This window comes from Phaeobacter sp. LSS9, assembly GCF_003443595.1.
GTDB lineage: Bacteria > Pseudomonadota > Alphaproteobacteria > Rhodobacterales > Rhodobacteraceae > Phaeobacter > Phaeobacter piscinae.
Genome location: NZ_CP031956.1, coordinates 2,628,035 through 2,653,443, shown reverse-complemented (window position 1 = coordinate 2,653,443; position 25,409 = coordinate 2,628,035). Strand labels below are relative to the sequence as shown.

General features: G+C 58.7%; 24 protein-coding genes and 1 tRNA gene. 10 read left to right on the top strand and 15 right to left on the bottom strand.

Going from position 1 to position 25,409, the window contains the following annotated elements; translation table 11 throughout:
• Window positions 1-2: 2 nt before the first annotated feature.
• The 9 genes from flgK to D1820_RS12720 form a co-directional block, all read right to left on the bottom strand.
• A complete protein-coding gene (flgK, locus tag D1820_RS12760; RefSeq protein WP_096872998.1) occupies window positions 3-1,451 on the bottom strand; it encodes a flagellar hook-associated protein FlgK in 1,449 nt (482 codons plus the stop codon).
• A gap of 48 nt (window positions 1,452-1,499) precedes the next feature.
• Window positions 1,500-2,822 carry a flagellar hook protein FlgE gene (locus D1820_RS12755; RefSeq protein WP_082035087.1) on the bottom strand — a complete coding sequence of 441 codons (1,323 nt, stop codon included), beginning with the start codon at window positions 2,820-2,822 and terminating at the stop codon, window positions 1,500-1,502.
• Window positions 2,823-2,924: 102 nt separating this feature from the next.
• Entirely contained in the window at window positions 2,925-3,761 is an 837-nt protein-coding gene (locus D1820_RS12750; protein WP_096872997.1) for a flagellar motor protein MotB, read from the bottom strand.
• A 189-nt stretch (window positions 3,762-3,950) separates the two neighbouring features.
• A complete protein-coding gene (locus D1820_RS12745) occupies window positions 3,951-5,570 on the bottom strand; it encodes a long-chain-fatty-acid--CoA ligase (RefSeq protein WP_118069325.1) in 1,620 nt (539 codons plus the stop codon).
• 25 nt (window positions 5,571-5,595) lie between these two features.
• The gene (locus D1820_RS12740; RefSeq protein WP_118070192.1) at window positions 5,596-7,212 is read right to left on the bottom strand and encodes a GMC family oxidoreductase; all 1,617 of its coding nucleotides are present in this window, start codon (window positions 7,210-7,212) and stop codon (window positions 5,596-5,598) included.
• A 217-nt stretch (window positions 7,213-7,429) separates the two neighbouring features.
• Window positions 7,430-7,505 (bottom strand) — tRNA-Thr (locus D1820_RS12735).
• Window positions 7,506-7,576: 71 nt separating this feature from the next.
• The gene (locus D1820_RS12730) at window positions 7,577-9,100 is read right to left on the bottom strand and encodes a heme biosynthesis protein HemY (protein WP_118069324.1); all 1,524 of its coding nucleotides are present in this window, start codon (window positions 9,098-9,100) and stop codon (window positions 7,577-7,579) included.
• A 10-nt stretch (window positions 9,101-9,110) separates the two neighbouring features.
• Window positions 9,111-10,493, bottom strand: a complete 1,383-nt coding sequence (locus tag D1820_RS12725; protein ID WP_118069323.1) for a COG4223 family protein — start codon at window positions 10,491-10,493, stop codon at window positions 9,111-9,113.
• A 29-nt stretch (window positions 10,494-10,522) separates the two neighbouring features.
• The gene (locus tag D1820_RS12720; protein ID WP_118069322.1) at window positions 10,523-11,290 is read right to left on the bottom strand and encodes a uroporphyrinogen-III synthase; all 768 of its coding nucleotides are present in this window, start codon (window positions 11,288-11,290) and stop codon (window positions 10,523-10,525) included.
• Window positions 11,291-11,331: 41 nt separating this feature from the next.
• Here D1820_RS12720 and tsaD point away from each other — a divergent pair, with 41 nt between their 5' ends.
• Genes tsaD through D1820_RS12695 form a run of 5 tightly spaced genes read left to right on the top strand, consistent with a single transcriptional unit; the run spans window position 11,332 to window position 14,524 of the window.
• A complete protein-coding gene (tsaD, locus tag D1820_RS12715; RefSeq protein WP_118069321.1) occupies window positions 11,332-12,429 on the top strand; it encodes a tRNA (adenosine(37)-N6)-threonylcarbamoyltransferase complex transferase subunit TsaD in 1,098 nt (365 codons plus the stop codon).
• Window positions 12,426-13,388 (top strand): NAD(P)H-dependent glycerol-3-phosphate dehydrogenase, encoded by a 963-nt coding sequence (locus D1820_RS12710; protein WP_118069320.1) that lies wholly within the window; start codon window positions 12,426-12,428, stop codon window positions 13,386-13,388. Before tsaD ends, D1820_RS12710 begins: the two co-directional genes overlap by 4 nt.
• A gap of 1 nt (window position 13,389) precedes the next feature.
• Entirely contained in the window at window positions 13,390-13,662 is a 273-nt protein-coding gene (locus D1820_RS12705; protein WP_118069319.1) for a YciI family protein, read from the top strand.
• Complete coding sequence (locus D1820_RS12700; RefSeq protein ID WP_096790149.1) at window positions 13,662-14,084, top strand: EVE domain-containing protein; 423 nt, start codon at window positions 13,662-13,664, stop codon at window positions 14,082-14,084. The genes D1820_RS12705 and D1820_RS12700 overlap by 1 nt, the downstream gene beginning before the upstream one ends.
• Window positions 14,085-14,128: 44 nt before the next feature.
• Window positions 14,129-14,524 (top strand): DUF1761 domain-containing protein, encoded by a 396-nt coding sequence (locus tag D1820_RS12695; protein WP_118069318.1) that lies wholly within the window; start codon window positions 14,129-14,131, stop codon window positions 14,522-14,524.
• A gap of 351 nt (window positions 14,525-14,875) precedes the next feature.
• On the opposite strand, the gene D1820_RS12690 is transcribed toward D1820_RS12695, so the two are convergent.
• The 4 genes from D1820_RS12690 to D1820_RS12675 form a co-directional block, all read right to left on the bottom strand.
• On the bottom strand, window positions 14,876-15,217 hold the full coding sequence (locus tag D1820_RS12690; RefSeq protein ID WP_014881561.1) for a DUF2853 family protein: 342 nt from the start codon (window positions 15,215-15,217) through the stop codon (window positions 14,876-14,878).
• A gap of 250 nt (window positions 15,218-15,467) precedes the next feature.
• Entirely contained in the window at window positions 15,468-16,127 is a 660-nt protein-coding gene (locus D1820_RS12685) for a PRC-barrel domain-containing protein (RefSeq protein ID WP_118069317.1), read from the bottom strand.
• A 254-nt stretch (window positions 16,128-16,381) separates the two neighbouring features.
• Window positions 16,382-17,773, bottom strand: coding sequence for an adenosylhomocysteinase (ahcY, locus tag D1820_RS12680; RefSeq protein ID WP_040179021.1), 1,392 nt, complete (start codon window positions 17,771-17,773; stop codon window positions 16,382-16,384).
• Between the two features lie 145 nt (window positions 17,774-17,918).
• Window positions 17,919-18,233, bottom strand: coding sequence for a hypothetical protein (locus D1820_RS12675; RefSeq protein WP_096869706.1), 315 nt, complete (start codon window positions 18,231-18,233; stop codon window positions 17,919-17,921).
• 272 nt (window positions 18,234-18,505) lie between these two features.
• On the opposite strand from D1820_RS12675, the gene D1820_RS12670 reads away from it, so the two are divergent.
• On the top strand, window positions 18,506-19,102 hold the full coding sequence (locus tag D1820_RS12670; protein WP_118069316.1) for an HD family hydrolase: 597 nt from the start codon (window positions 18,506-18,508) through the stop codon (window positions 19,100-19,102).
• 42 nt (window positions 19,103-19,144) lie between these two features.
• Here D1820_RS12670 and D1820_RS12665 read toward each other — a convergent pair whose 3' ends face one another.
• Both D1820_RS12665 and D1820_RS12660 read right to left on the bottom strand, forming a co-directional pair.
• Window positions 19,145-19,699, bottom strand: coding sequence for an ActR/PrrA/RegA family redox response regulator transcription factor (locus D1820_RS12665; protein ID WP_014876423.1), 555 nt, complete (start codon window positions 19,697-19,699; stop codon window positions 19,145-19,147).
• Between the two features lie 81 nt (window positions 19,700-19,780).
• Entirely contained in the window at window positions 19,781-20,401 is a 621-nt protein-coding gene (locus D1820_RS12660; RefSeq protein WP_096790147.1) for an SCO family protein, read from the bottom strand.
• Between the two features lie 388 nt (window positions 20,402-20,789).
• Between D1820_RS12660 and regB the strand changes: the two genes are divergently transcribed.
• The 4 genes from regB to D1820_RS12640 all read left to right on the top strand — a co-directional run bounded on the left by regB (window position 20,790) and on the right by D1820_RS12640 (window position 25,405).
• Window positions 20,790-22,187, top strand: coding sequence for a sensor histidine kinase RegB (regB, locus tag D1820_RS12655; RefSeq protein ID WP_118070190.1), 1,398 nt, complete (start codon window positions 20,790-20,792; stop codon window positions 22,185-22,187).
• Window positions 22,188-22,279: 92 nt separating this feature from the next.
• Entirely contained in the window at window positions 22,280-23,830 is a 1,551-nt protein-coding gene (locus D1820_RS12650) for a PAS-domain containing protein (RefSeq protein WP_118069315.1), read from the top strand.
• Between the two features lie 100 nt (window positions 23,831-23,930).
• Complete coding sequence (gene tsaE, locus D1820_RS12645) at window positions 23,931-24,410, top strand: tRNA (adenosine(37)-N6)-threonylcarbamoyltransferase complex ATPase subunit type 1 TsaE (protein ID WP_118069314.1); 480 nt, start codon at window positions 23,931-23,933, stop codon at window positions 24,408-24,410.
• Window positions 24,407-25,405 carry an aminoglycoside phosphotransferase family protein gene (locus tag D1820_RS12640; protein WP_118069313.1) on the top strand — a complete coding sequence of 333 codons (999 nt, stop codon included), beginning with the start codon at window positions 24,407-24,409 and terminating at the stop codon, window positions 25,403-25,405. Before tsaE ends, D1820_RS12640 begins: the two co-directional genes overlap by 4 nt.
• Window positions 25,406-25,409 lie beyond the last annotated feature (4 nt).

Below are 25,409 nucleotides of genomic sequence, written 5' to 3'. Positions count from 1 at the left end.
CGTTAAATCCTCAGAAGCGTTTCCATCAGCTCATCGACCACGGAGATCATCCTGGCGTTGGCCTGATAGACTTTTTCAATCACAATAAGGTTCTGCAGTTCGGCATCGCTGTCGACGCCCTGCGCCAACTCACGCTGGTACATTTCGGTATAGGTTGCCGCTGCAAAGGCAACGTCCTGTTCGGCAGAGTTTTCGCTCTGCGCAAATCGAGACAACAGGTTCGCACTCAGCGTGCTGGCATCCAAATTTGCGGTCCCCAGGCCGACGGAGGACACCGTGCGTTTGGCGTCCAGTGCATCCGCATATCCACGTAGCAGCGTCGCATCCCCGGCATTGCCGGGCGAGGCTGCATTCAAACCATCACGCAGCCGCCAGGTTTCGGCCTGCCCCTGCATGGCGATTTTGTCATTCAGCTCGATCCGGTTGGCGATACCGACTGTATTGACCGGATCAAAAAATGCTCCCTGATCGGTGAAGATACCAGGATCCGTCGCCGCCAAGGTGGGATCCAGTGCAGGATCTTGAAAACGTTCAATAAGGTCCTTTGCCATGGCGTCCAGATCTTCCTGCGCCTCAACGGTCAGGACATCTCGCACCTCGAATTGGGCAGCAAGTGTTCCGCCACGGACAGGTCCGCCGGGTCCTGTCGCGACATCAATACCATTGATCTGCAACCCAGAAAGCAAACCGTTGCCCAGCGTCATGTAAGGCAGGGTATCGGCCTTGCCATCGAAACTCAGCTCAGCTGCCTGGCCGTCCAGCAGCACGGCGCCCCCTTCGGAGAACAGTGCAACTTGACCCCTGTCACGATTGACGACCTTGACCGGAATGATCTTGTTCACCTCGTCAATCAGCAGGTCTCGTTGATCCAGCAGCGATGCCGAGTCAGACCCTGTTGATTGGCTGACCGCAATTTTGGCATTCAGTTTTTGAAGCTTTTCCAGTGACTGATTGACCGTGTCGACTTGTACGTCAATTGCTCTGTCGGCAGCCGTGCGTTGATTGCGTAGACCCTCTGCCGCATCCGCAATCGACCGCACCAACTCTTCCGCTTGGATTGCCAGATCATTTAGCCGCGGTCCGGAATCGGGCCGCGAAATCACCTCGATCAGGCCGGAATCGAAATCCGTTAGTCGCTGCGTGATTGAATAGGGGTCGTCGGCGCTGCCAACCAATTCGGTCATGCGACCAAAAAAGGCGGATTTCACCTCGGCAACGCCGACCTCTGAATTGGCAGAGCGCACGCTGGATTGCAGCGCCGGATCGTTGATCCGCTGCACGTGACCGACTTTGACCCCGCTGAACCCGTCGCCGGCGCTGGTAAGCGCAAGGCTTCGGCGTGAATACCCCGGGGTCAGGACGTTCGACAGATTTTCGGAGACGACCGACGTCGAGCGACCAGCCGCCGTCAGCCCGGTCATTGCGGAGTTGAGAGCACTTGTAATGGACATGGGTCATCCAGCCTTTGCGCGAATGTAAATCAGAAGGAAGAACGCCTATCAGCGCTTGATGTTGGTAGTTTCCTGCAACATCTCATCCACTGTCTGAATGACTTTTGCGTTAGACGAATAGGCCCGCTGGGTCTGAATCATATTGGTCAGCTCACCGGCCACATCTGTTGCGGATTCCTCGCGGGCATAGCCGAGGATGTCGCCTGTCGGGCCTTCACCAGCATTCCACAGGAAGTAGGAGCCACTCTCACTGGACGGCATATAGGTCTGTCGGTCCATGGCGATCATGCCATTTGGGTTCGGCAGATCAACCAGCGGAACCTGATAAACCACGCGGCTGACACCGGTATCGTAGTTGGCATGTACATAGCCGGCCTCATCAATCTCTACGCCGGTGAAGTTGCCGACCGGAGCCCCGTCCTTGGAGATCGAGGCGGGGGCAAAGGTGTCCGACAATTGCGTCAACCCGTTGTCGTCACCCAGCGTGCCGATATTGATCTCCATCGGGCCACCAGCAACGTTTACAATGATGGAGCCCGTCGCCGGGTCATAGGGACCACCGGTGGTATCCGTGACTGCATTCAGGGCACCGCCAGACGTTCGGTTGTCATCGAAGGTCAATGTGTATTCCCCGATCGGGGTCGCACCGGTCGCGGTATCGGTGATGATCATGGTCCATTCGTTCGACTCACCCGTTGCCGGAACGGTGGGCACGAATTCGATCTGCAGGCTCTCGGATTTACCCAGATTGTCGTAGTATTCGATCGAAAGATTCTCGCTGGTGCCCGCCGCTGTGGATTCTGTCGCTGTCGCGGGCAGGTTCACACCCAGAGACATCTCGGTCGTCGGCTCCCCGGACAATTTGTTCACATTGAACCGTACCGGCTCCAGCGCATCAGATGTGTCGCGCGCATAGGGTGGAATGGTACCATCAGATTGCGCTGGCCAGCCCATCAGGACCAGACCGGACTCAGTTGCCAGCAGGCCATCGGCGTTGGTTCTGAACGACGCCGTGGTTGTCAGCATCATCTGCGGGTTGGTGGCGCCCGTCTCAACCTCGTTCATCGAGGTGACAGGCAGCATGCCACGGCCCCGTACCGCAAGATCGGTTGCGTTGCTGGTTGACACCAGCGGTCCCCGCTCGTCGATCAGACGCACATTGGTCGTCCGCACACCGCCGGCCGAATAGGTGCCGCCAGAGGAACTCATAACCATCGAATGGAAATCCGTCTGAACCCGCTTATAGCCGGCAGTTGAGGAGTTCGCGATATTGTCGGAAATGGAGGCCAGTCGGCTGGCATTCGCGGTAAGCCCGGCAACGCCGGCATTAAGCGAGGAAGAAATCGTCATGGATACGCCTTTCTGCTGCATCGAATCTTTCTTGATGCAACAGCTAGCCGATTGCCCATTAACGGGCGGCTAACAGATAAAATTGTCTGATCTGTTGGCCGCCCATTTCCAGCGTTCCCGCGGTTATTTCCGCAGAAGGATGATTTCCACCCGGTTGTTTCGCGCTGACATCGGGTTGTTATCCGTCAGTTTGCGGTCTGCATGGCCGGTCACACGGTGCATCCGCTTGGACTTGGTTCCACCTGATTCGAGCATCACACGGGTGGCATCTGCCCGCGCGTGGGACAGTTCCCAAACCGGATTATTGGCCACAACAACCGCATGAGATCTGATATGCCCGCCAATGGCGATGTTGTTTTCAACAACCCCTGTGACACGTGACACCATCTTCACAATATCCCGGAACAGCAACGTTGGTTCCGCAGTTCCCTCTTTGAACAGCGGTGACTCCTCGGTATCAAAGAGCTCGACAACCAAACCCTCGTCCGTGACGCGCGTGATGATGTGCTGAGCCATCTCGATTGAGACCATGCTTTCGCCGCCACGCCCCTTCAGCTGTTCTTCCAGGGCACGGAACTGTTCGTCGGCCGCCTCGCGATCTTTGTCCTGTTCGACACCGGAGTCGCCCTTGGCCTGCTGTGCATCAGCTGGGCTGACATCGGACGCGCCGGTCCCGTTCTGGGGTTTGATTTCCTCCGTGAACATACTGTCCCCGTTGAAAGCCCCGTTGCCGCCGCCAGAAACCCGGCTCAGCGGAATGGATGGCGAGAAGTAATCCGCCAGCCCTTTTCTTTGTTTCTCAGTCGTTGCGTTGAGCAGCCACATCAACATGAAGAACGCCATCATAGCCGTCACGAAGTCCGCATAGGCGACCTTCCAGGCTCCACCGTGGTGGCCATCGCCACCACCTGACTTTTTCTTCTTGATGATAATGGGCGCCACATTTCCTTGTGCGCTCATAATCCACCACCTATTTTCACCCACTACTGGGATATCAGGCGGGGTCTTAAGCGGCCCTTAACAGATAAATTTGCCGGCAGTTATGCTGTCAGGCGCGCCTCAGCCGGGCTTATCACCTGCAAAATATGTGCCCCATTATAAGGGACAGGCGCCGCCACCGGGCAAGATACTCGGTGGCGGTACAGGATATCAGGAGTCCAGCAGGATGCCTTCGTATCTCTCCCGAAGTGTATTCTTCTGAACCTTGCCGGTGCCGCCCAATGGCAAGGATTCAACAAAAACCACACGGTCGGGGATCTGCCAGCTGGCAACCTTGCCCTGATAATGCGCCAACAGATCAGCCTCAGTGACATCGGCAGACCGCTTCACAGCGATCACCACCGGGCGTTCGTCCCATTTGGGGTGTTTCGCCGCAATCGCCGCCGCCTGAGCAACATCAGGGTGCGACATGGCGATATCTTCCAACTCCACAGTGGAAATCCATTCCCCCCCGGACTTGATGATATCCTTGGAGCGGTCGCGAATGATCATATAGCCGTCACCATCAATTGTGGCGACATCGCCGGTATCAAACCATCCATCCTCTGTCAGGGCGGTTTCTCCGGCGCGGAAATAGCTGTCGATCACCCAATGTCCGCAGATCTGCAGGTTACCTTGGGTCTCGCCATCATGCGGCAAGATCGCGCCGCCATCGTCGACGATCCGCAGATCGATGCCATACATTGGTCGCCCCTGCCCTTCGCGCAGCTTGGCCTGGGCTTCGGCATCCAACTCATTGTGTTTCTGCAGCAGCTGGTTCAGCGTTCCAATGGGGCTGGTTTCCGTCATACCCCAGGCATGCACCAAATCGACGCCATATTTGTCTCGGAAGGTCGGGATCATAACTGTCGGCAGGGCAGACCCGCCCACAATCGTGCGTTCAAGGCTTTCGGCGGTACAACCGGTTTCCTCCAGCCCCTGCAACAAGCCCATCCAGATCGTCGGCACGCCCAGCGCCACAGTCACCTTTTCCGCATCAATCAACTTGGCCAGGCTCGCCCCATCAAGGTGCGGACCCGGCAGCACCAGCTTTGCCCCAACAGCTGCGGTCATATACGGCGTGCCCCAGGCGTTCACGTGAAACATCGGCACCACCGCCAACACCGTATCCCGCGCCCGCAGGGCCAGACCATCGGGTTGATTGCCACCAATCGTGTGCAGCACGCTGGTGCGGTGGGTGTATTCAACACCCTTGGGGTTGCCGGTGGTGCCTGAAGTGTAGCACAGGCTAGAAGGCAGGTTTTCATCCAGATCGGGCCAGTCATAATCGGCGGTCTCCGCATCCAGCAAATCATCGTAGAACAGCACGCCCTCAATCTGCGCTGCGATATCGGCATCTTTCGGCCCCATCACCACGATATGTTGCACAGTGGTGAACTGCGCGCGCAGCTGCGCTACGGCCGGAACAAAGGTGGTGTCAATGAACAGCACCTGATCCTCGGCATGGTTGATGATGTAGATCAGCTGCTCCGGCTTCAGACGCGGGTTAATCGTATGGCAGACGTACCCGCCACCTGACACGCCAAAGTAGATCTCAAGATGACGGCGGTTGTTCCAGGCGATGGTGCCGCAACGGGCGCTTTGGACGATACCGAGGCGCCCCAGAGCCGCCGCCAGTTTGCGGGCGTTGGCATCGATGTCACCCCAGGTCACATGCTCGGTTTCACCCGACGTCTCAACCGAGGTGACCGTCGTTGAGCTGTGGAAACGCCCCGCATGTTCTATCAGCGAGCCTATGGTCAGCTGTTTGTGCATCATCTTGCCAAGCATCGTCGTCTTCTCCGAAATTGAAATGTCAGTCGCGGGCCGAAGCGCCGCGTATAATATCTGCGGCTTTTTCCGCGATCATAATGGTGGGGGCATTGGTATTCCCGCCAACCAGGCGGGGCATGATCGACGCATCAACCACACGCAGCCCCTGCAGCCCGTGCACCCGAAGCGAGGGATCAACCACCGACAGCGGATCGGTACCCATCTTACAGGTGCCAACCGGATGATAAATCGTATCCGCCCGCGCACGAATGTGCTGCTCCAAGGCAGCATCATCCGGCTCATCGTTTATGAACAATTCCTTGTCTGCGTAGCCCGCCAGTGGCTCTGCCGCCATGATCTGCCGCGTCTTGCGGACGCCCTTGATCAACACGGCCAGATCCTCTGGATCGGCAAGGAACTGCGGATCAATTCGAGGGGCGGCTTTGGGATCAGCACTGTTGAGGCCAACAGAGCCGCGAGACTTCGGTCTCAGCACACAGATATGACAGCTGAACCCATGTCCCATGTGCAGCTTGCGCGCGTGATCATCGACAATTGAGATGACGAAATGCAGCTGTATATCCGCCCGCTCGTCGTTGGGGTCGGTCTTCAGAAACGCGGCCCCTTCGGCAAACGGCGTGGCGATCATACCGCGCCCGGTCTTGCGCCAATTCCAGATATGGCGCAGCAGCGAAACACTGCCAGGCAAGGAGATACCAAAATTATCCCGATCCCGCGACTTATAAGCCAGCGTGAAATCGAGGTGGTCCTGCAGATTCTGGCCAACTCCCGGCAGTTCGTGCACCATATCGATCCCATGCGGGCGTATGTCTTCGGGACGGCCAACACCAGACAGTTCCAGCAGCTGGGGGGAATTGAACGCCCCACCGCTTAGGATCACTTCGCGGCGGGCACGCACCATATGCGCGCGACCACCCTGACTATAGTGCACCCCAACTGCCCGCTTGCCCTCAAACGCAACGGAGGACGCCTGCGCGCGGGTGATCACCGTCAAATTTGGGCGATCCATGACCGGATGCAGATAGGCCGCCGCAGCTGAGCACCGCTCGCCATTGCGATCATCCCGGTGAAACTGCGTCACCTGATAGTGGCCGATCCCTTCGTTATCGCCTGAGTTGAAATCCTCACGGTGCCGGATTTGGAGCGACTGCCCGGCCTTCACAAAGGCGTCTGTAATCGGGCGAGGCGATTTCTGATTGCTGACCTGAAGCGGACCAGCCGCGCCATGTAGCGCATCATCACCACGTTCGTTGTTCTCAGACTTTCGGAAATAGGGCAGCACCGATTGCCAGTCCCACCCCTCACACCCCAAGGCCGCCCACTCGTCATAGTCTTTGGCATGACCACGAATATAAAGCATGGCGTTGATTGCGCTGGATCCACCCAACCCCTTGCCACGTGGCTGATAACCCCGCCGCCCGTTCAGACCCGGCTGCGGCACCGTCTCATAGGCCCAGTTGTTGATCTTTGGGCGACCCGGCAGCATGGCAACAACCGCAGCCGGGGCCCGGACCAACAGACCGTCACCGCGCCCGCCGGCCTCCAGCAGGAAAACCGTCACATCGGGATCTTCACTCAGTCGGGACGCCAGCGTCGACCCCGCTGAGCCACCGCCAACGATCACATAGTCCGCCTCCATCACGACCTCCCCGCACATCCTACATCAACAGCTCTCCCAGGCTGCCAGCAGATCAGCGCCGCTTTTGTGAGAACTGTCCACTCTGACGGTACGTCATCGCGCGGGCGGAGTGGGTGGACAAAAGTCGGTCTTGAAAAAGAGAAACTGGTGCGGGTGAGAGGATAAACCTCGAACCAAACCGGCCTCAAGTAGCCGAAGGCGGTAGGCCAATTAAAAATGGTGCCGCTGAAGGGACTCGAACCCCCGACCCCATCATTACGAATGACGTGCTCTACCATCTGAGCTACAGCGGCGACTGGTGCAGGTGAGCCCCGCAACGGTCTGTGCGGCGCGCTTTAGCATCGGCGCACCGCTTGGAAAAGATCTATTTCACGCTTTGGGTTTTGGGTTTCCCATCATCCGTGTCCGAGGCCTCAGGCAGTGTTTCGCCCATGTCGGACGCAGAAGTATCGTCCCCCTCCAACAGCTCCACCTCTGGAATATCGGAGGCATCCGGGCCAGCTGCGCCTTCCGGCGTGCCGGTGATCAATGGCAGAACCTGCGCCCCTGTGGCACCAACAACCTCCGGTGCCTCCGGACGGCGCCAGCTGAGGGTATCAAAGCTGGCGCAGTTCTCGCAGACCGGCGCCCATTCTGCATGGATGTGGTTGCAGTTTCCACAGACCCACTGCGGCCCGCGTGGCGCATTCAGCGCCCGTGCCAGCCAGCCCTGGATCACCGCATCGCTGGCGCCCTCGCCCTTTTCGATCGCCGCCATCAGGGTCAACGCACGTGCGTCCGGCTGGCGTTCAATCAGATCGCCCAGCGCGCGGCGCGCCTCTGGGAAATCCTCAGCCACGATATGCAGTTCGGCCATCACCAAACGGGTCTCATCATGTTGCGGCGCAAGACGTGACAGCTGGGCAAACCGTTTCACCCGCTCCTGTGCAGTTTCAGTCGGCTCAACCTCTGCAAACGCGTGGGCCAGATCCGGGTGCGGCTGCGCCTCCCAGGCTTTCTTCAACACCCGGATTGCATACCGTTTCTTGTCCCGGGCCAGATAAGCTCGCGCCGCCATGGCTGCCGCCGGAACCAAATCCGGCGAAAGCCGGTTTGCTTCAATCGCCTGTTCCTGCTGCTCAACCGTCGCGCCCTCTTCAACGATCGACTTGGAGGCCGACAGCGCCAGCACAGCATCGCGACGTTTGTAGACATCACGTGGCAGGGTGCCGGTCTTCAGCTTGGTGGTCAGCGTCTTGCGGGCCCCAGCCCAGTCCTGCGCCCGTGCCTGAAGCGTCAGCAGGGTATCCTGCACTTCCTCGTGCTTGGGCCGCAGGCTAAGCGCCTTTTCCGCCAGTTGGCGCGCGGTGTCGGTATCCCCTTCAGACAGCTTTTGCTTCATGATGCCTCGGACACCAACAAAGCGGGTCGACTGGTTGCTTACCAAGCGTTTGTAGGCCTCAGCCGCCTTCTTCGTGTCCCCGGCCAGCTCTGCTGCTTGTGCCGTCAACAAATCCGTCAGTTCCGGCTTCTCCAGATATTTCTCCGCCCGCGCAGCCTTGGCCATCGCCAGACGCCCCTCACCGGAGGCCAGCGCCATCAGGCCGTCGGACAGCGCCTGATAGCCCTTCCGCTCGCGACCCTTGTCAAAATAGCGCGAAATTGCGGTCTCATCTCCATTGAGGAACCGCAGCGTCGCCAGCAACAATGACAACAGTTTGAACAGGACCCAGACTGCAAACACCAGAATGGCCAGTGCGATTACCGACTGCAGCGCACTCAGGGTATATTCGGTACCGGCGACAGTGATCTGCACGCCCCCTGCCGTCTCCGTCAGCAAGGCAGCACCAAAGGCCAGCACCGCCACGATGGCGACAAATACGAGGATCTTCAACAACGACCAGAGCATGGCAGCTTCCTTATTTGGCGTTCAGGCTTTGGGCCAGTTCATTCACGGCAGCAACAGCGGCCAGACGGGCGCGCGCAGCGGCCTCCCAATCGGCCAACGGTCCACGGGCGGTTTCCGGCAGAGCTTGCAACTCAGTCAGGGCGCCTTGCAGATCGCCGCTCTGCACGGCGGCTTCGGCGCGCGAAAGCACCGCATCCGGGTCATCTCCGTCACGCGGGGCGACCGAACGCGCGCCAAGCTGACGCCGCACATAGGCGGTAATGCCACCTGTTCCCTTGGTTTCCTGACGGGCTGAAGCCAGAGCCTCACGCGCAGCCGGGGCAAAACCATCACGCAGGCTGGCACGCGTGCTGACGCCCGCCTCTGCGGACCCGGTCAATGCCTCCGGCGCGGTCACGCCAACGGCCTGCAACTCTTCGATCAATCCGCCAAAGCTGGTACCCGCATCAATCGACGACCGCAGCCGGGCGACGATTGTCTGGGCGCTTGCAACACGGGCGGCTTCGGCGCTGGCCGCGTCCATCGCCCGCGCCTCCTCAACCATCTTTTCCACTTCGGCGCGCTGTTCGGCGAGGCTGTCCTGAAGCTTGCTCAGCTCAGACTCAAATGCGGCAACGGCGGCCGGGCTGGCAGCATCCGTGATGGGGCGGCTCTCCAAAGCATCCACACGGACCGCCAACGTCTCAATCTTCGCCGCCAATTCATCAGATCCAGTCGCCGTCTCACTGGACCGCAGGGAGGCAACCTCTTCTGTCAACGCATCGATCTGCTGCATGAGCGGCGCGATATCCGGGGCATCGTCAGCGGCAACCCGCTCCTCCAGCTCCGCAATCTGAGCGCTAAGGCTTTCCTTCAACTGCTCAAGCGCGGCTGCATCGACGGGCGCTGAACTGCGCCAAGAGGGCGGCATAAAATCATTCAGCACATTCGACTGTCCCGCCACAAAGCCAAGCCCGGCGGCAACGACCCCCCCTAGGAGAGCGGCTCCAAAACCACCACGTTTTTCGACAACACGTTCGACCTCATGGACAGGTGCCGCAGCAACAGGCGGGGTATCAACTGTTTGGTCCCCCGACGCATTTTCAGCAGTCTTGCCCTCAGCTGCCTCAATGGGATCGAGATCCGCGTCCCCGAGCGCCGGGTCGTCATCCGACACATCGGAGACTGCATCCTCTTCGGCAGGCGCGGGATCCGTGTTGTCCGGATCGGTCAAGTCCGTCACAGCAGCCGTATCGGATGTCTCATCATCTTCAACACTCAAGCTGTCAGAGACCGCATCACCAGCAGTTGTGTCGTCGATATCCGGTTTGGAGACAGACGTCTGGCTCTCTTCTGCCTGCGTCTCATCGGATGTTTTCTTGTCAGCCACGCCGACGTCCCCCTCGATTCTCAAAATCTCTTAACAGCAACTCAGCAATAAACTTACTGTGCCGATGGCCCACCCTCAACCCGCGCCAGACCAGCTGCGGCATCACGCACCAATGTACGCATTGCTGCCGCGGTTGGAGACTTACATATCTGTAAGCCCTTGCATTTCAAGCCTTTCAGAGGCTCTGCAACCGCCTTGCTGAATGCGATCAGATGCAGGCCTGCGCGATATGGCGCCAATTTGACAAATTGCTGAGCGGTCCGCGGTGAAAAAAGCGGCACGATCAGCGACGCTTGCGCATCCATCGCAATCCGCGCCTCGCCTTCATAGGGAAGCAAGATCTGATCATAAATCACCTGTTCCCGGCAATTGACCCCGGCCAGGCGAAGCCGCTCGGCTATGTCGCCGCGGCTATGGACGCCGTGCAAATGGATCAGCGGACCTGCAGGTGGAACCTCGGATAAGGTCTGCACCAACGCGTCCGCATCCTGACCACAGCAAATCGCGCGCCACCCTTTCGCCGCTGCGGCCTGCGTTGTGCGTTGCCCGACACAATAGGCGCTCTGCCCGGCAAACCGCGCAGTCGCATACCGCACCCCATTGGCAGATGAGAAGATCACATCCCCTGAAGAAAGCCCCTGTTCAGAGGCATCAGGTCGCGGGTTCAGCGGAGTTGTCCTGATCAACGGCGCGTAGATCACCTGCACAGTCGCTCGGGTCGAGGCGGGCAGATCTTCGACAAATCGCTCTGCCACCACACGGGGGCGCGTCATCAATAGGCCGACCATCACACGCCCCTCGGGATTGTTCGCCACTGTCATAGGTGGTAGCCCCGGCAGGGACAGGATGCAACGGTAACGCCATGGAACAAAGCCTCACCCTTCTGGGATTGGAAAGCAGCTGCGACGATACGGCGGCTGCCGTGGTACGCCAGTCCGGGCAAGGCCCGGCAGAGGTGCTCTCCTCCGTCGTGTTTGGGCAAACCGAACTCCACAGTGCCTTCGGCGGTGTGGTGCCGGAAATCGCAGCCCGCGCCCATGCGGAGAAGCTCGATCACTGCGTCCGCGATGCGCTGACCGCAGCCAACCTGCGCTTGCAGGATATGGATGCCATCGCCGTCACCGCAGGTCCGGGACTGATTGGCGGCGTGATTTCCGGCGTGATGTGCGCCAAGGGGCTGGCGGCCGCAACCGGGCTACCGCTGGTTGGCGTCAACCATCTGGCCGGCCATGCGCTCACACCCCGACTGACGGATGCGGTCCCCTATCCCTATCTGATGCTGCTGGTCTCAGGCGGGCATTGTCAGTACCTGATCGTGCGGGGGCCGGATGAGTTCAAACGACTGGGCGGGACAATCGACGATGCGCCCGGCGAGGCCTTTGACAAGACCGCCCGCCTGCTCGGCCTGCCGCAACCCGGCGGCCCCTCGGTGCAGAAAGAAGCCGAAAGCGGGGATCCCCGCCGCTTCCGCTTTCCCCGCCCGCTATTGGACCGTCCCGATTGCAACCTCTCATTCTCCGGCCTGAAAACCGCACTGATGCGCATGCGGGATCAGGTGATGGCTGAAAAGGGCGGTTTGACACGTCAGGACCGCGCCGATCTCTGCGCCGGTTTCCAAGCAGCTATTGCCGACGTCCTGGCGGAGAAGACACGCCGCGCAATCCGGCACTATCTTGAAGAAGACCCAGCGACCCGCACCGTTGCCGTCGCAGGTGGCGTCGCAGCGAATACTGCTATTCGCGCCATGTTAGAGACTGTTTGCTCTGAGGTGGACGCACAGTTCGTCGCCCCGCCTCTGGCGCTGTGCACGGACAATGCGGCGATGATTGCCTACGCCGGGCTTGAACGGTTCCGCAGTGGCGCGCAGGACGGCATGGACCTGACTGCCCGGCCACGTTGGCCACTGGATCAGAGCAGCCCCGCCATGTTGGGCAGCGGCAAGAAAGGCGCAAAGGCATGAGTGTTTCGGTGCTTGGGTCCGGCGCATTCGGCACGGCGCTGGCAATTTCACTTGCCGGTAATGGCCCGGTTACCCTATGGGCACGAGATGCCGCTCAGGCGCGCGATATGCAGGCGACCCGGCGCAACACCCGACGCCTGCCCGGCGCCGATTTGCCCGAAACACTGACGGTGACCAGTGATCTGGAGCACGCTACGCAGGCTGATACCATATTGCTCGCCGTGCCGATGCAGACCCTACGGAGTTTTGTCAGCACCCATGCTGATCTGCTGCGCAACCGGGCTCTTGTGGCCTGCTGCAAGGGGATTGAACTCAAGACCGGTCAGGGTCCCTTGGTGGTTCTCCACGGCTGCCTTCCGACGGCTCGAACCGCCTTGTTGACCGGCCCCAGCTTCGCCGCCGATATCGCAATAGGCCTGCCGACGGCGCTGACATTGGCCTGTCGTGACCCGGAAACGGGGGCGCAATTGCAACAGCAGCTGACCACGAAAAACCTTCGGCTCTACCGCACTACGGACACAAGCGGCGCCGAAATTGGCGGCGCGCTGAAAAACGTGATGGCGATTGCCTGCGGTGCCGTCATTGGCGCTGGACTTGGCGACAGCGCCCGCGCCGCGCTGATGACCCGCGGCTATGCGGAGATGCAGCGCATGGCACTGGCGTCCGGCGCGCAGGCCGATACGCTGGCAGGTCTTTCCGGGTTTGGCGATCTCACTCTGACCTGCAGTTCAGAGCTGTCGCGGAACTATCGTCTTGGGCTGGCGATTGGACGAAACGAAACGTTTGACCCCAATATCACCGTTGAAGGCGCCGCTACGGCGCGTGCCGTCCACGCCGAAGCTCAGGCGCGAAATCTGGACATGCCCATCACCGCCATTGTCGTGGCTCTGCTCGATCAGCGCTTGACGATTGCCGACGCCACCGCTCAACTGCTTGCAAGACCATTGAAAGAGGAATGACATGCTGATTGCCCTGATCGCGCGCGATAAACCCGATCATTTGCCGACCCGGATGGACAACCGGGCGGCGCATCTCGCGTATATTGAGGAAACCGGTGTCGTGGCGCAGGCCGGTCCCCTGCTGGACCAGGATGGTGGTATGGTTGGCTCGCTGATCATCCTTGATGTTGAAGACATGGCCGCCGGTCAGGCCTGGGCCGACAACGACCCCTACGCCAAGGCAGGTCTGTTTGAGGCGGTTGAGCTGATCACCTGGAAGAAAGTCGTCGGCTGATGGCGTATTGGCTGTTCAAATCCGAGCCCTCCACCTGGAGCTGGGCTGACCAGCAAGCCAAGGGCGAGACGGGTGAGGAATGGGACGGCGTGCGCAACTATCAGGCGCGCAATTTCATGCGTGAGATGAAGCTCGGCGATCGCGGGTTTTTCTATCATTCGATGAAGGAAAAATCCGTGGTCGGGATTGTTGAAATCTGCGCTGAGATTCATCCGGACAGCACCACAGATGATCCCCGCTGGGAATGCGTTGATATCAAAGCGGTGCGCAGCTTTGCTGTGCCAGTGACGCTTGATCAGATCAAGGGGGACCCCCGTCTTGAGAATATGGTTCTGGTGAAGAACTCCCGGTTGTCAGTACAGCCTGTCACCGCAGAGGAATGGGCCCATATCTGCGCGTTGGGGAAGACAGATCCTGATTGATCTGACAAAATTCTCTCACTGATGCTGGTTTCAGGGAGAGCGAAATGGAAATTCTGAATGTTATTGCCGCGGCTATCGCTGGCTTTGTTCTAGGCGCAGTCTGGTATGGCCTGCTTGCTGAACCCTGGATGCAGGCGGCGAAAGTGCCGCGTGATGAGGCTGGCAAACCTACGGGCGGGCAGACACCAGCGGTGTTAGCCGCGACGTTTGGTCTGCAGATTGTCGTGGCCGGTATGATGCGCCATGTCTTTGCGCTCTCGGGTATCGATACGGTTGGCGGCGGTCTGGTCAGCGGTCTGGGCATCGGATTGTTTTTCATTACGCCGTGGATCATGATCAACAACCTCTACGCCGTTCGCCCATTGCGTTTATCGATGATCGACGGTGGCTACGCGACGCTTGCCTGTGGCGCCATCGGTCTGGTCCTGACGCTATTCTAAGATCCGTGGCCAGCAGCCGTGCAATAAAAAAGGGAAGATCCGAGCATATGCCAGGATCTTCCCTTTCACCCCACGTGCTCCAATTCCACCACACGTGTTCGTAAATCTGTGATCCTGGCCATCCTGACCGGTCTTTAGACGATAGTCCGGTCACCGGTGATTCCGCAAAGGCAATACAGGTAAAATGCAACACATGTACAACCTGAGACTGTCTTCTTGGCGTTGCAGCGTCCTGCGAAGCCCACTAGATCACAGACGTGTCTCCAGTGTTTCAGAGGCAAGATGGCAACGACAAAAAAGCCCGCCGGATCCGTCCGACGGGCCTTTTCGGTCGATCGTTCGGCTGATTGGTCAGCCGTAGACGGATTCTTTTCCGAAGTGCTTGGTCAGCATATAATAGACAACGGCACGATATTTGTTCCGCTCTGATTTACCGTAGGTTTCAATCACGCTGTCAATCGCAGACATCAGCTCGGGGCTATCAGACAGTCCCAGTTTTTTGATCAGGAAGTTGTTTTTGACGGTTTCCAATTCCGCCGGCTGACTGGAGGCCACGGTCGATGCATCAGCATCGTAAATAGCCGGACCACAGCCGATGGTGACCTTTGTGAGCAGATCCATGTCCGGATCCATGCCACATTTGGTTTTCAGATCATTTGCATATTGCTCGATCAGATCGTCGCGTTTTCCCAAAACTCTCTCTCCCATGTTACTCAACGGAACTATTGTTATCGTCAGGCCTAGCGCCTGATCGGTTCTTATTCCAACAGCTTAGCCGCAGATCGGAACAGGGCAACTGGGAATTTCTGCGACCACCTCTCATTTCTGCGAACACGCCCTGAATTACCCGCTACCAAATGCAAAAAGGCGCCCCCACAAGAGGGGCGCCAGTTGCTTCAGTCGGCACCGTAATCAGGTGCCAGATCAAAAGATCAGAGCGTCATTAGACGCTGTTACCGATCAGGCGATCATCCTGCAGCGGTTTGATCATGTCTTCGTCGATCTCCGGCATGGAACGCAGCGCCGCTTCGGTGCGGGTGCTCAGCTTCAGCTGACCATTGCGGGTGAAATCCATATCGGACAGCGGCACGGCGACAGTATATTCGTTCATACCAAGAAAGCCGCCAACACCAATGACACCTGCGATTTTGCCATCCTGCTCAATCACATAGTCGATTTCACCGACGTCCTTGCCAGTGGCGGAAAATACGTTTTTCCCAACCAGATCGGCGACGGTCATCTCATCCAGGGGCGGCAGTGGTTCACCCGCCGCGTCCGAGCTGTCGTATTCGCCGCGTGGGATGGTGGTGGAAGCGTCAGAACTTGCATTGACGTTTACATCGCCATCCGCAGGCATTTCGTCGTTCACGGTCTCCACGCCGCTGTCGATTTTATATTCACCACGCGGGACGGTCGTACCCTCGGTGGTGTCAAGCGACGCGCCGCTGGTGGTGTCTTGACCGCCAACAGTCTCGATCTCGGTGTCCGACTTGCTTTCACCGCGCGGGACGGAAGTGCCCGCCTGTGCGATCCCTGCGCCCGCCATCAACGCAGCAGCAGTAACACCAGCCAGAATACGGGTTTTGGTTTTCAGTTCGGTCATGTCGTTTTCTCCTTCGCTTGAAGTACGCCAACCAAACGTCACTAACCTTGCAGACGTTCCAAGATTTCCGTGGAATTTCGCCCCTAAATTTTTGGAACTTCTGCGTGCAGGATTGCGTTGCGCGTCCGCAGCGCGCGTTAGATCAATCCAGCCAAAAGGCAATTAAAATACAGTCACATAACCGAAAACACCCCGCCAATGGCGGGGTGTTGCTTTGGTCACTCGACTGCGCAGTTGCACAGGGTGACTGATGATCAATACCGGTAGTGCTCAGGCTTGAACGGGCCTTCCGGTGTGACGCCGATATAGGCGGCTTGTTCAGGCGCCAGTTTCGACAGTTTTACACCGATCCGCTCCAGATGCAGACGGGCGACTTTCTCGTCCAGGTGCTTGGGCAGAATGTAGACATCGTTTTTGTAGGTCTCACCACGGGTCCACAGCTCAATCTGGGCCAGAACCTGGTTGGTGAAAGAGGCCGACATCACAAACGACGGGTGCCCGGTTGCGTTGCCAAGGTTCAACAGGCGACCTTCGGAGAGCAGGATCAGACGGTTGCCCGAGGGCATCTCGATCATGTCGACCTGCTCTTTAATGTTCGTCCACTTGTGGTTCTTCAGATTGGCAACTTGGATCTCATTGTCGAAATGGCCGATGTTGCCAACAATCGCCATATCCTTCATCTCGCGCATATGCTCGATCCGGATGACGTCCTTGTTGCCAGTCGTGGTGATGAAGATATCGGCGCTGTCGACAACATCCTCCAGCAGTACCACCTCAAAACCATCCATGGCCGCTTGCAGGGCACAAATCGGGTCGACTTCGGTAACCTTGACGCGGGCGCCAGCACCACGCAGCGAAGCAGCAGAACCTTTGCCCACATCGCCATAACCGCAAACAACTGCCACCTTGCCAGCCATCATCGTATCGGTGGCGCGGCGGATCCCGTCGACCAGCGATTCCTTGCAGCCGTATTTGTTATCAAACTTCGACTTGGTGACCGAATCGTTCACGTTGATCGCAGGGAAGGGCAACTGCCCCTCTTTCACCAGCTCATACAGGCGATGGACACCAGTTGTGGTTTCCTCAGAAACGCCTTTGATCGCGTCGCGGGTCTTGGTAAACCAGCCCGGGCTTTCGGCCATGCGTTTCTTGATCTGGTTAAAGATCGCCTCTTCCTCTTCCGAGGTTGGGATTTCGATCAGATCCGTTTCACCCGCCTCAACGCGTGCACCCAGCAGCACATAGAGGGTGGCATCACCACCATCGTCCAGAATGAGGTTGGCACCTTCGGGGAACTGGAATGAGCGATCCAGATAATCCCAATGTTCTACAAGGGTCTGACCCTTGATCGCAAACACAGGCGTGCCACCAGCGGCGATGGCCGCTGCGGCGTGATCCTGTGTCGAGAAGATGTTGCAGGAGGCCCAGCGCACATCGGCACCCAGCGCCACCAGCGTTTCAATCAGAACTGCGGTCTGAATGGTCATGTGAAGAGACCCGACGATCCGGGACCCTTTCAGCGGCTTGCTGTCGCCGTATTCGTCACGCAGGGCCATCAGCCCCGGCATTTCTGTCTCAGCGATATCGAGTTCCTTGCGGCCAAACTCGGCCAGCGCGATGTCCTTGACGATATAATCCCCGGGCATTGCGTGCTCCATTCCGGTTACATTTTGTCTACCGCAGCAGGTAACACCGCAATGGTTTATAAGCAACGAAGATGCCCCAAGAGCGCCGGGGCGCGGTGACCAGCGGTCATGCGCCCCGGCCTTCCCAACGGTCCGGGGGGACAGGTCAGCTGGGTGTGCCTTGTGGTTCGGGATCATCCGTCACTTGGAAAAACCCCGTACCGGAGGCCACAACACAGCTGAGCCCGTTGGGATGGGAAACCAGCACCGTGAAGGTGCCAGTTGTCGCAGAAGCCCAGAATTCAATCACGGTGGATACAGGCTGGCTGGCTTGTAGCCCGCCAGCGGTCAGACGTTCCGCGTAGGAGGATTGCAGGCGATCCACAAGATGATCGCGCGGACTACACCCCGACGCCAGCGCAGGTGGTGCGGTCGCGAGCATTCCAAAGACAAGTGAGGTACAGGCTAGACGTTTAAACATGGCAATCTCCTTTCGTGTGCGTCTCAGCGACGAAAGAGGCTTGCCAAGGGAGCAAGAGCCCCTGTCGTACCTATAAATATGGGGTCTTGGCATGGCGTTATCAAATGCCAGGCGGTCAACTGTTTGTGGTGATCCACGTGATCGGGCTGAGGCGACCGACCCTATTATCTGAGAAACCGCACCGTTGATCACCGCCCACTGCACCGCAAGCAATTGCGCGACCTTCCCCCAGCGGCTAGTCAGAAGGCACCGTCAACAAGAAGGGACAGACCATGCCCCCCAAACCTCCGCGCGCTTGGCAACGGATGCTTTCCGGACGTCGGCTGGACCTGCTTGACCCGACGCCAGTTGATGTCGAGATTGAGGACATCGCCCACGGTCTGGCCTTTGTGGCGCGCTGGAATGGTCAGACCATCGGTGATTTTGCGTATTCCGTCGCAGAACATTCGCTGTTGGTTGAGACGATCTATGGTCGCCTCAATCCCAAGGCTCCGGTGCGCTGGCACTTGGCCGCACTGCTGCATGATGCCCCGGAATATGTCATCGGCGACATGATCTCACCCGTGAAAAACGCAGTCGGCCCCAGCTATGGCGAACTCGATCAGAGGCTGACGGCTGCGATTCACATCCGCTTTGGCCTGCCTGCGGCCCTGCCCAAAACAATTAAAGCACAGATCAAAAAGGCAGACCGGATCAGCGCCTGGATGGAAGCGGTCGACATCGCCGGATTTTCTCGTAGCGAAGCAGACCGCCTGTTTGGCAAACCGGACCAAACCCTGCTTGAGGGGCTTTCGATCCGCCTGCGGCCGCCGGTTGAGGTGCGCAGGGATTACGTGACCCGTCATGCCAACCTTCTGGCGCAGCTCTGATCCCAAGAAAAAAGCCTCTCCTGATCAGGAGAGGCCTTGATGTTATTTAGGGCTGCGCTTGGCTAGAATACGCTGCAACGTGCGCCGGTGCATATTGAGCCGCCGTGCGGTCTCGGAAACGTTGCGATCACAAAGCTCATAGACCCGCTGAATATGCTCCCAACGGACACGATCCGCGCTCATCGGGTTTTCCGGCGGGGGCGGCAGCTCTTCCTCATTGGCGAGCAGCGCATTCATGATGTCCGACGCATCCGCAGGTTTTGACAGGTAGTCAGTTGCACCGATTTTCACTGCGGCAACGGCGGTCGCAATCGCCCCGTAGCCGGTCAGTACAACCACACGGCTATCGGGACGGCGTTCCCGCAGGATCTCAACCACATCCAGCCCGTTGCCATCCTCAAGCCTGAGATCCACCACCGCAAAGGCGGGTGGGCGCGCTGTGGCAATCGCACTGCCTGCCGCGACGGAGCCAGCGGTTTCAACCTCAAAACCCCGTTTTTCCATAGCTTTGGCCAGGCGCCGCAGAAAGGGCTCGTCGTCATCGACCAACAAGAGTGTCTTGTCTGGTCCTATCTCCTGCATAGCAGCTTCGCCCATACTGTCGGTCCCCCGCAATGTCGTCAGGTCGTGAGGCTTGATATTACGTCTCACCCCGGAAACGTCAAACCTTCATCCGGGTTACAGATTTTCCAGGAAGCAACCGACCTTATCGGCGATCTGCTCTGGCGTCTCATCGCGGCGGAAGAATTCGACAAACCCCTGCTCTGGCAAGACCAGATAGGAAAAGGTCGAATGATCAACAAGATAGTAGTCTTCATCACCATCCTGTTTCTTGTAGTAGGTCTTGTAGGCACGGCTGGCGGCCTTGACCTGCTCATGCGATCCGGTGAGCCCGATCATACGCTCATGCAGATTGGCGGCGAAATCGCCGACCACTTCAGGCGTATCGCGATCCGGGTCGATGGAGATGAACACCGGCGTCACATCCTGCCCGCGTTCATCCAGCAGGTCGATGGCCTCAGCATTGCGTGCAACATCCAGCGGGCAGACATCAGGGCAGAAGGTATAGCCGAAGTAGACCAGCGACGGTTTGGCGATCACATCCTTCTCTGTCACGGTTTCACCCTTGGCGTTCACCAATTCAAACGGGCCGCCAATGGTATCCGAGCCGCCAGCGATCTGACTGGCGCGGCATTGCGCGAAGTCATCGCCCGCGCCGCCACCTCGTGTGGCAAACCAGGCGCCGCCCACCAAGGCGGCAACAACAACGGCAGCAAGGATAGCGTAGAGACGGGTCATGAGATCACACTTTGCGCAAGGAATAGGTTTGTCGACAGGCTGCGCCAGACCTACCAAGAATTTCAGGCGATGCAACGGGCGGAGCGACGCAACCGCCGCGCATCAACCAGACCGGGCCATGGCGATCCTGCGCGGGGTCGGACCTATCGCAGGCCACCCCCCAATGACCAGACGGACAAAACAGCGCAGCCAGGGTTGATCCACAGGGTTTCACGCCAAAGAAGCGCCTATAAATCTGCTGATCAATTGTCTGTGAGCGCCAGGAGTGCGAGACTACCGCGACGGTTCTGCTTCGTCGTTTTCGGTTTCACCTTGCTAGGGACCGGCCTGTATGCAAGCAGATTCCAATAAGACCAACAATGCCCCCCTTTTCGCCATGGAGTGCGAGATGAGCGCGACAAATATCGATCTGCTGAGCGGTCAGGAACGCAGCCACTGGATCCGCCTACGCACCTTGATCCTGCTACGCTGGGTGGCGATTGTTGGTCAGGTTTCAGCGATTACCGTGGCCCAGCAGCTGTATAATCTGCAGCTGGAACTGGTGCTGTGCTATATCGCTATCGGTGTGTCCGTGCTCGGCAACCTGATCGCCATTATCCTGTTTCCGCAGAACAAACGCTTGTCGGAGTTCGAGAACTTTCTAATGGTTCTGTTTGATCTCTTACAGCTGAACTTCCTGCTGTATCTGACCGGCGGGCTGAACAATCCCTTCGCGCTTCTGGTATTGGGCCCTGTGACCATTTCAGCCTCAATGATGCGGCTCCGCTCTACGCTGATCATTGGGGCAACCGCGATCATTCTGGTGACACTGTTGGCAGAATTTCATCTGCCATTGCGCACACCGCAAGGTTTTGTGCTGCGGGTGCCGGACATCTTTGTCTTCGGCAACTGGACCGCCATTGTGATCGCGGTGCTGTTCATCGGCGCCTATTCCTATCGCATCAGCGCCGAGATCCGGTCGATGTCTGATGCGTTGGCCGCAACCCAGATGGCCCTGTCCCGCGAACAAAAGCTGACCGATCTTGGCGGTGTGGTTGCTGCCGCAGCGCATGAGCTGGGCACACCATTGGCCACAATCAAACTGGCCAGTGCAGAGCTGATTGATGAGCTGGATGACCGACCGGATCTGCGCGAAGACGCTGCGTTGATCCGCGAGCAGGCAGACCGCTGCCGCGATATCCTGCGCAGTATGGGCCGCGCTGGCAAGGACGACCTGCATCTGCGTCAGGCCCCCCTCTCCACCGTGATCAACGAGGCGGCTGAGCCCCATATGTACCGCGGCAAGACCATCCAGTTCGAAGAGGCCCCCGAAAGCGATGGCGATCCGCAGCACCCGACTATCCTGCGCCAGCCAGAGATCATTCATGGGCTGCGCAATCTGGTTCAGAACGCCGTGGACTTCGCCCGCTCAACCGTTTGGATCGATGCCAGTTGGAATGATGAGACCATCACACTGCGCATCAGCGATGACGGGCGGGGATACCCGTCACATCTGTTGGGCCGAATTGGCGACCCCTTCGTGCGCCGCCGTCGCAGCGACAGCGACCGGCGCCAGCGACCGGAGTATGAGGGCATGGGTCTGGGATTGTTCATTGCCAAAACTCTGCTTGAGCGCAGCGGTGCTCAGCTGACCTTTGCAAACGGCTCAGATCCAAATCAAACGCTGACCCGTGATCCGGCGCGGCGCGGAGCTTTGGTACAGGTCAGCTGGCCTCGCAGCAAAATTGACGCTCTGACGGGCGAAAATGCCGTTCCCATCGGGGAAAATAAACGTATAGAAATTTAACTATTCACTTTTAGGCAACCAATTAAACTTCATTTAACCATTATCAGGAAACATCGGGGGCAAGAGCGAAACACTTGTGGGTAACGGACATCATGCAGCAGATCCTATCGACCGACTGGCTTGTATTGGCGACGCTTTGTGCGGCAACGGCAGCGACCGCTGTTTGGTGGCTGTCTCCAAACCCCAAACCCAAGGGGTTTGAGCAGGACCTGCTTCAGGGGGATGGACGGTCTGACGCCGTGTTTCTCTTTGATGATACGACGCTGATCGGCTGGTCCTCCGGCGCGCGCCGTTTCATCGGTGAACAGGCCGAAACCTTCAACTGGGCGAACCTGCGCGAACAACTGGCCCGCAGTTATCCCGGCTTGCCGCAATCCCCCGGCTTCCTGAAAGATGTCGGACCGCTTGTGCTCTCTGGCACAGCCAACGCCGAAAGCCGCGAAGCGCTTTGCGAATGGATTGACGGTGTGACCCGCGTGCAGCTGCGCAGCACCACATCCGAAGAACATAATCACAGCATCGACCAAGAGCTGACCACCCTGCGCTCCGCCGTGCATCAGGCGCCCTATCCGGTTTGGTTGCAATCCGATGACGGTGCCGTCACCTGGTCCAACCTCGCCTATGATGATCTCAGCCAGAAGATCCGCGGTCGCAATGTCGATTTCTCCGAACCTTTGTTCACTGATCTCGATGACCCGATGGCCAGCGGCAAGCCTGAGCGGATCTCGATCCCGCTGCCCGAGAGCAAGAAAAAACTCTGGTACAATATCTCGACCACCGAAACCGAGTCTGGCTGGCTCTGTCATGCGGTCGATGTAAACGCGGTTGTTGACGCCGAGATCGCCCAGCGCAACTTTGTGCAGACATTGGCAAAAACCTTTGCCCAGCTGTCCATTGGCCTTGCGATCTTTGACCGCAATCGCCAGCTGGTTCTGTTCAACCCCGTGCTGATCGACCTGACTGCCCTGCCCGCCAACTTCCTCAGCTCACGTCCGAATCTTCTGACCTTCTTTGATCGGCTGCGCGATCAGCGCATGATGCCGGAACCGAAGAACTATTCCAGCTGGCGTCACCAGATGGCTGATCTGCTGGAAGCAGCGGCTGAGGGGCGCTACCAGGAAACATGGTCGCTGCCATCCGGATCGGTCTATTCCGTCTCCGGTCGCCCGCACCCTGATGGGGCCATCGCCTTCCTGTTTGAGGATATCACCGCCGAGATCACCCTGACCCGGCAGTTCCGCTCGGAGTTGGAAATGGGTCAGTCGATCATGGATCAGATGGACGAAGCCATCGCGGTTTTTGCCAATGACGGCACCATGACCTTCTCCAACGCTGCCTATCATGATCTCTGGCAGATGGATCCCGACGGCAGCTTCGCCAAGATCACCATCATGGATTCTAGCCGCGTCTGGCAGGACATGTGTGCTGCAACGCCTGCCTGGGGCGAGATCCGGGATTTTGTTGCCGGCAGCGAGAATCGCACAGCCTGGTGGGCCGATGTACAGCTGCGCAGTGGCACGCCTCTGGTCTGCAAGGTCAGCGCGATCCAGAATGGCGCCACCATGGTGAGCTTCCGCTCCCCGGAGCCAGCCCCCGCTCCGGTTGATCAACAGCGGTTTGCGATTACAAAACAGGGCAAATAGAACAGTCCTCATTGTCTGAAATCAAAGAGATTGCCCGGTTCGATGCCGGGCTTTTTCGATCCAGCTTGCAGCGCCGCGCGCAGGGCGGCATTGTCGCGCCATGACAATCCAGAAGACCCTCGTAATCCCCCTGCCCTCGCCCGAAGCGACTGCCGATCTGGCCACCCGTTTGGGCGCAGAACTGAGCAATGGCGACTGTCTGCTTCTGTCGGGCATCATCGGCGCCGGCAAAACGCACTTTGCCCGCAGCCTGATCCAGTCGCAGATGACGGTGCCTGAGGATGTGCCCTCACCGACATTCACCCTTGTTCAGACCTATGATCTGCCAACTGGCGAATTGTGGCATGCCGATCTCTATCGCCTGTCGTCGCTGGATGAGATTGAGGAGCTTGGCCTGATCTCCGCCTTTGAGACCGCCATATGTCTGATCGAATGGCCGGATCGGCTGGCCGAACTGACGCCAGCTGCTGCTTTGCACATATCTCTGGCTCTGGATCCGAACGAAGACGACGCCCGTACCGCTACGCTGCGCTGGAGTGATGCGCGTTGGGAGCCCCTGATGAAGCAGATTGCCGCATGACTGACCGAAAACACCTCATTGCCACCTTCCTCACCGATACCCCATGGCACAGCTGGACCCGCGTGCCGCTCGCTGGGGACGCCTCCAACCGGCGCTATGAGCGGCTTCGCGATGCAAATGGCGCCACTGTGGTGCTGATGGACGCACCACCGGATCAGGGAGAGGACGTCGCCCCATTTGTCGCGATTGCGACCTACCTGCGGGAGCAGGGTCTGAGTGCGCCGGAAATTCTGGCCGAGGATCATGAAAATGGCCTCCTGATCATCGAAGATCTGGGAGACGCGTTGTTTGCGCGCGTGATGCGCGACACCCCTGCGCAGGAGCGTCCGCTATATGAGGCGGCAACGGATGTGCTGGTTGCGTTGCATGAGGCCCCGATGCCGGAACTGGAACCGCTCGGACCACGGTTGATGGCCGAACTCTCCAGCCTCGCCTTTGCCAAATACCGCGATGTGATACGTGAGGAGGCCTCACCGGAACATGCCGCCCGGTTCACTGATCAGTTCGAGGATATTCTGCGCCGCACGATCAAAGGCGACGTGGTGCTGGTTCAGCGCGATTACCACGCCGAAAATCTGATCTGGTTGCCGGAGCGCAGCGGCGTTGCACAGGTCGGTCTGCTGGATTTTCAGGCGGCGCGCGCCGGTCATCGCGCCTACGATCTTGTGTCACTGCTACAGGACGCCCGCCGCGATGTTCCTGCGGTGATCGAAATGCAGATGATGGAACGGTATATCGCTGCAACCGGTGTCGATGAGGGCAGCTTTCGCGCCGCCTACACCGTGCTGGGCGTGCAGCGCAACATGCGTATCTTGGGCGTTTTTGCCCGCCTCGGACGTGACTATGGCAAACCGCATTACGTTGATCTGATCCCCCGCGTCTGGGATCATTTTCACCGCGGGTTGGATCACCCGGCGATGGCGCCACTGGCGGAATTCCTGCATCAGGAAATGCCTGCGCCCACCCCCGATGTACTGGACCGGTTGCGCGGCTGATGGC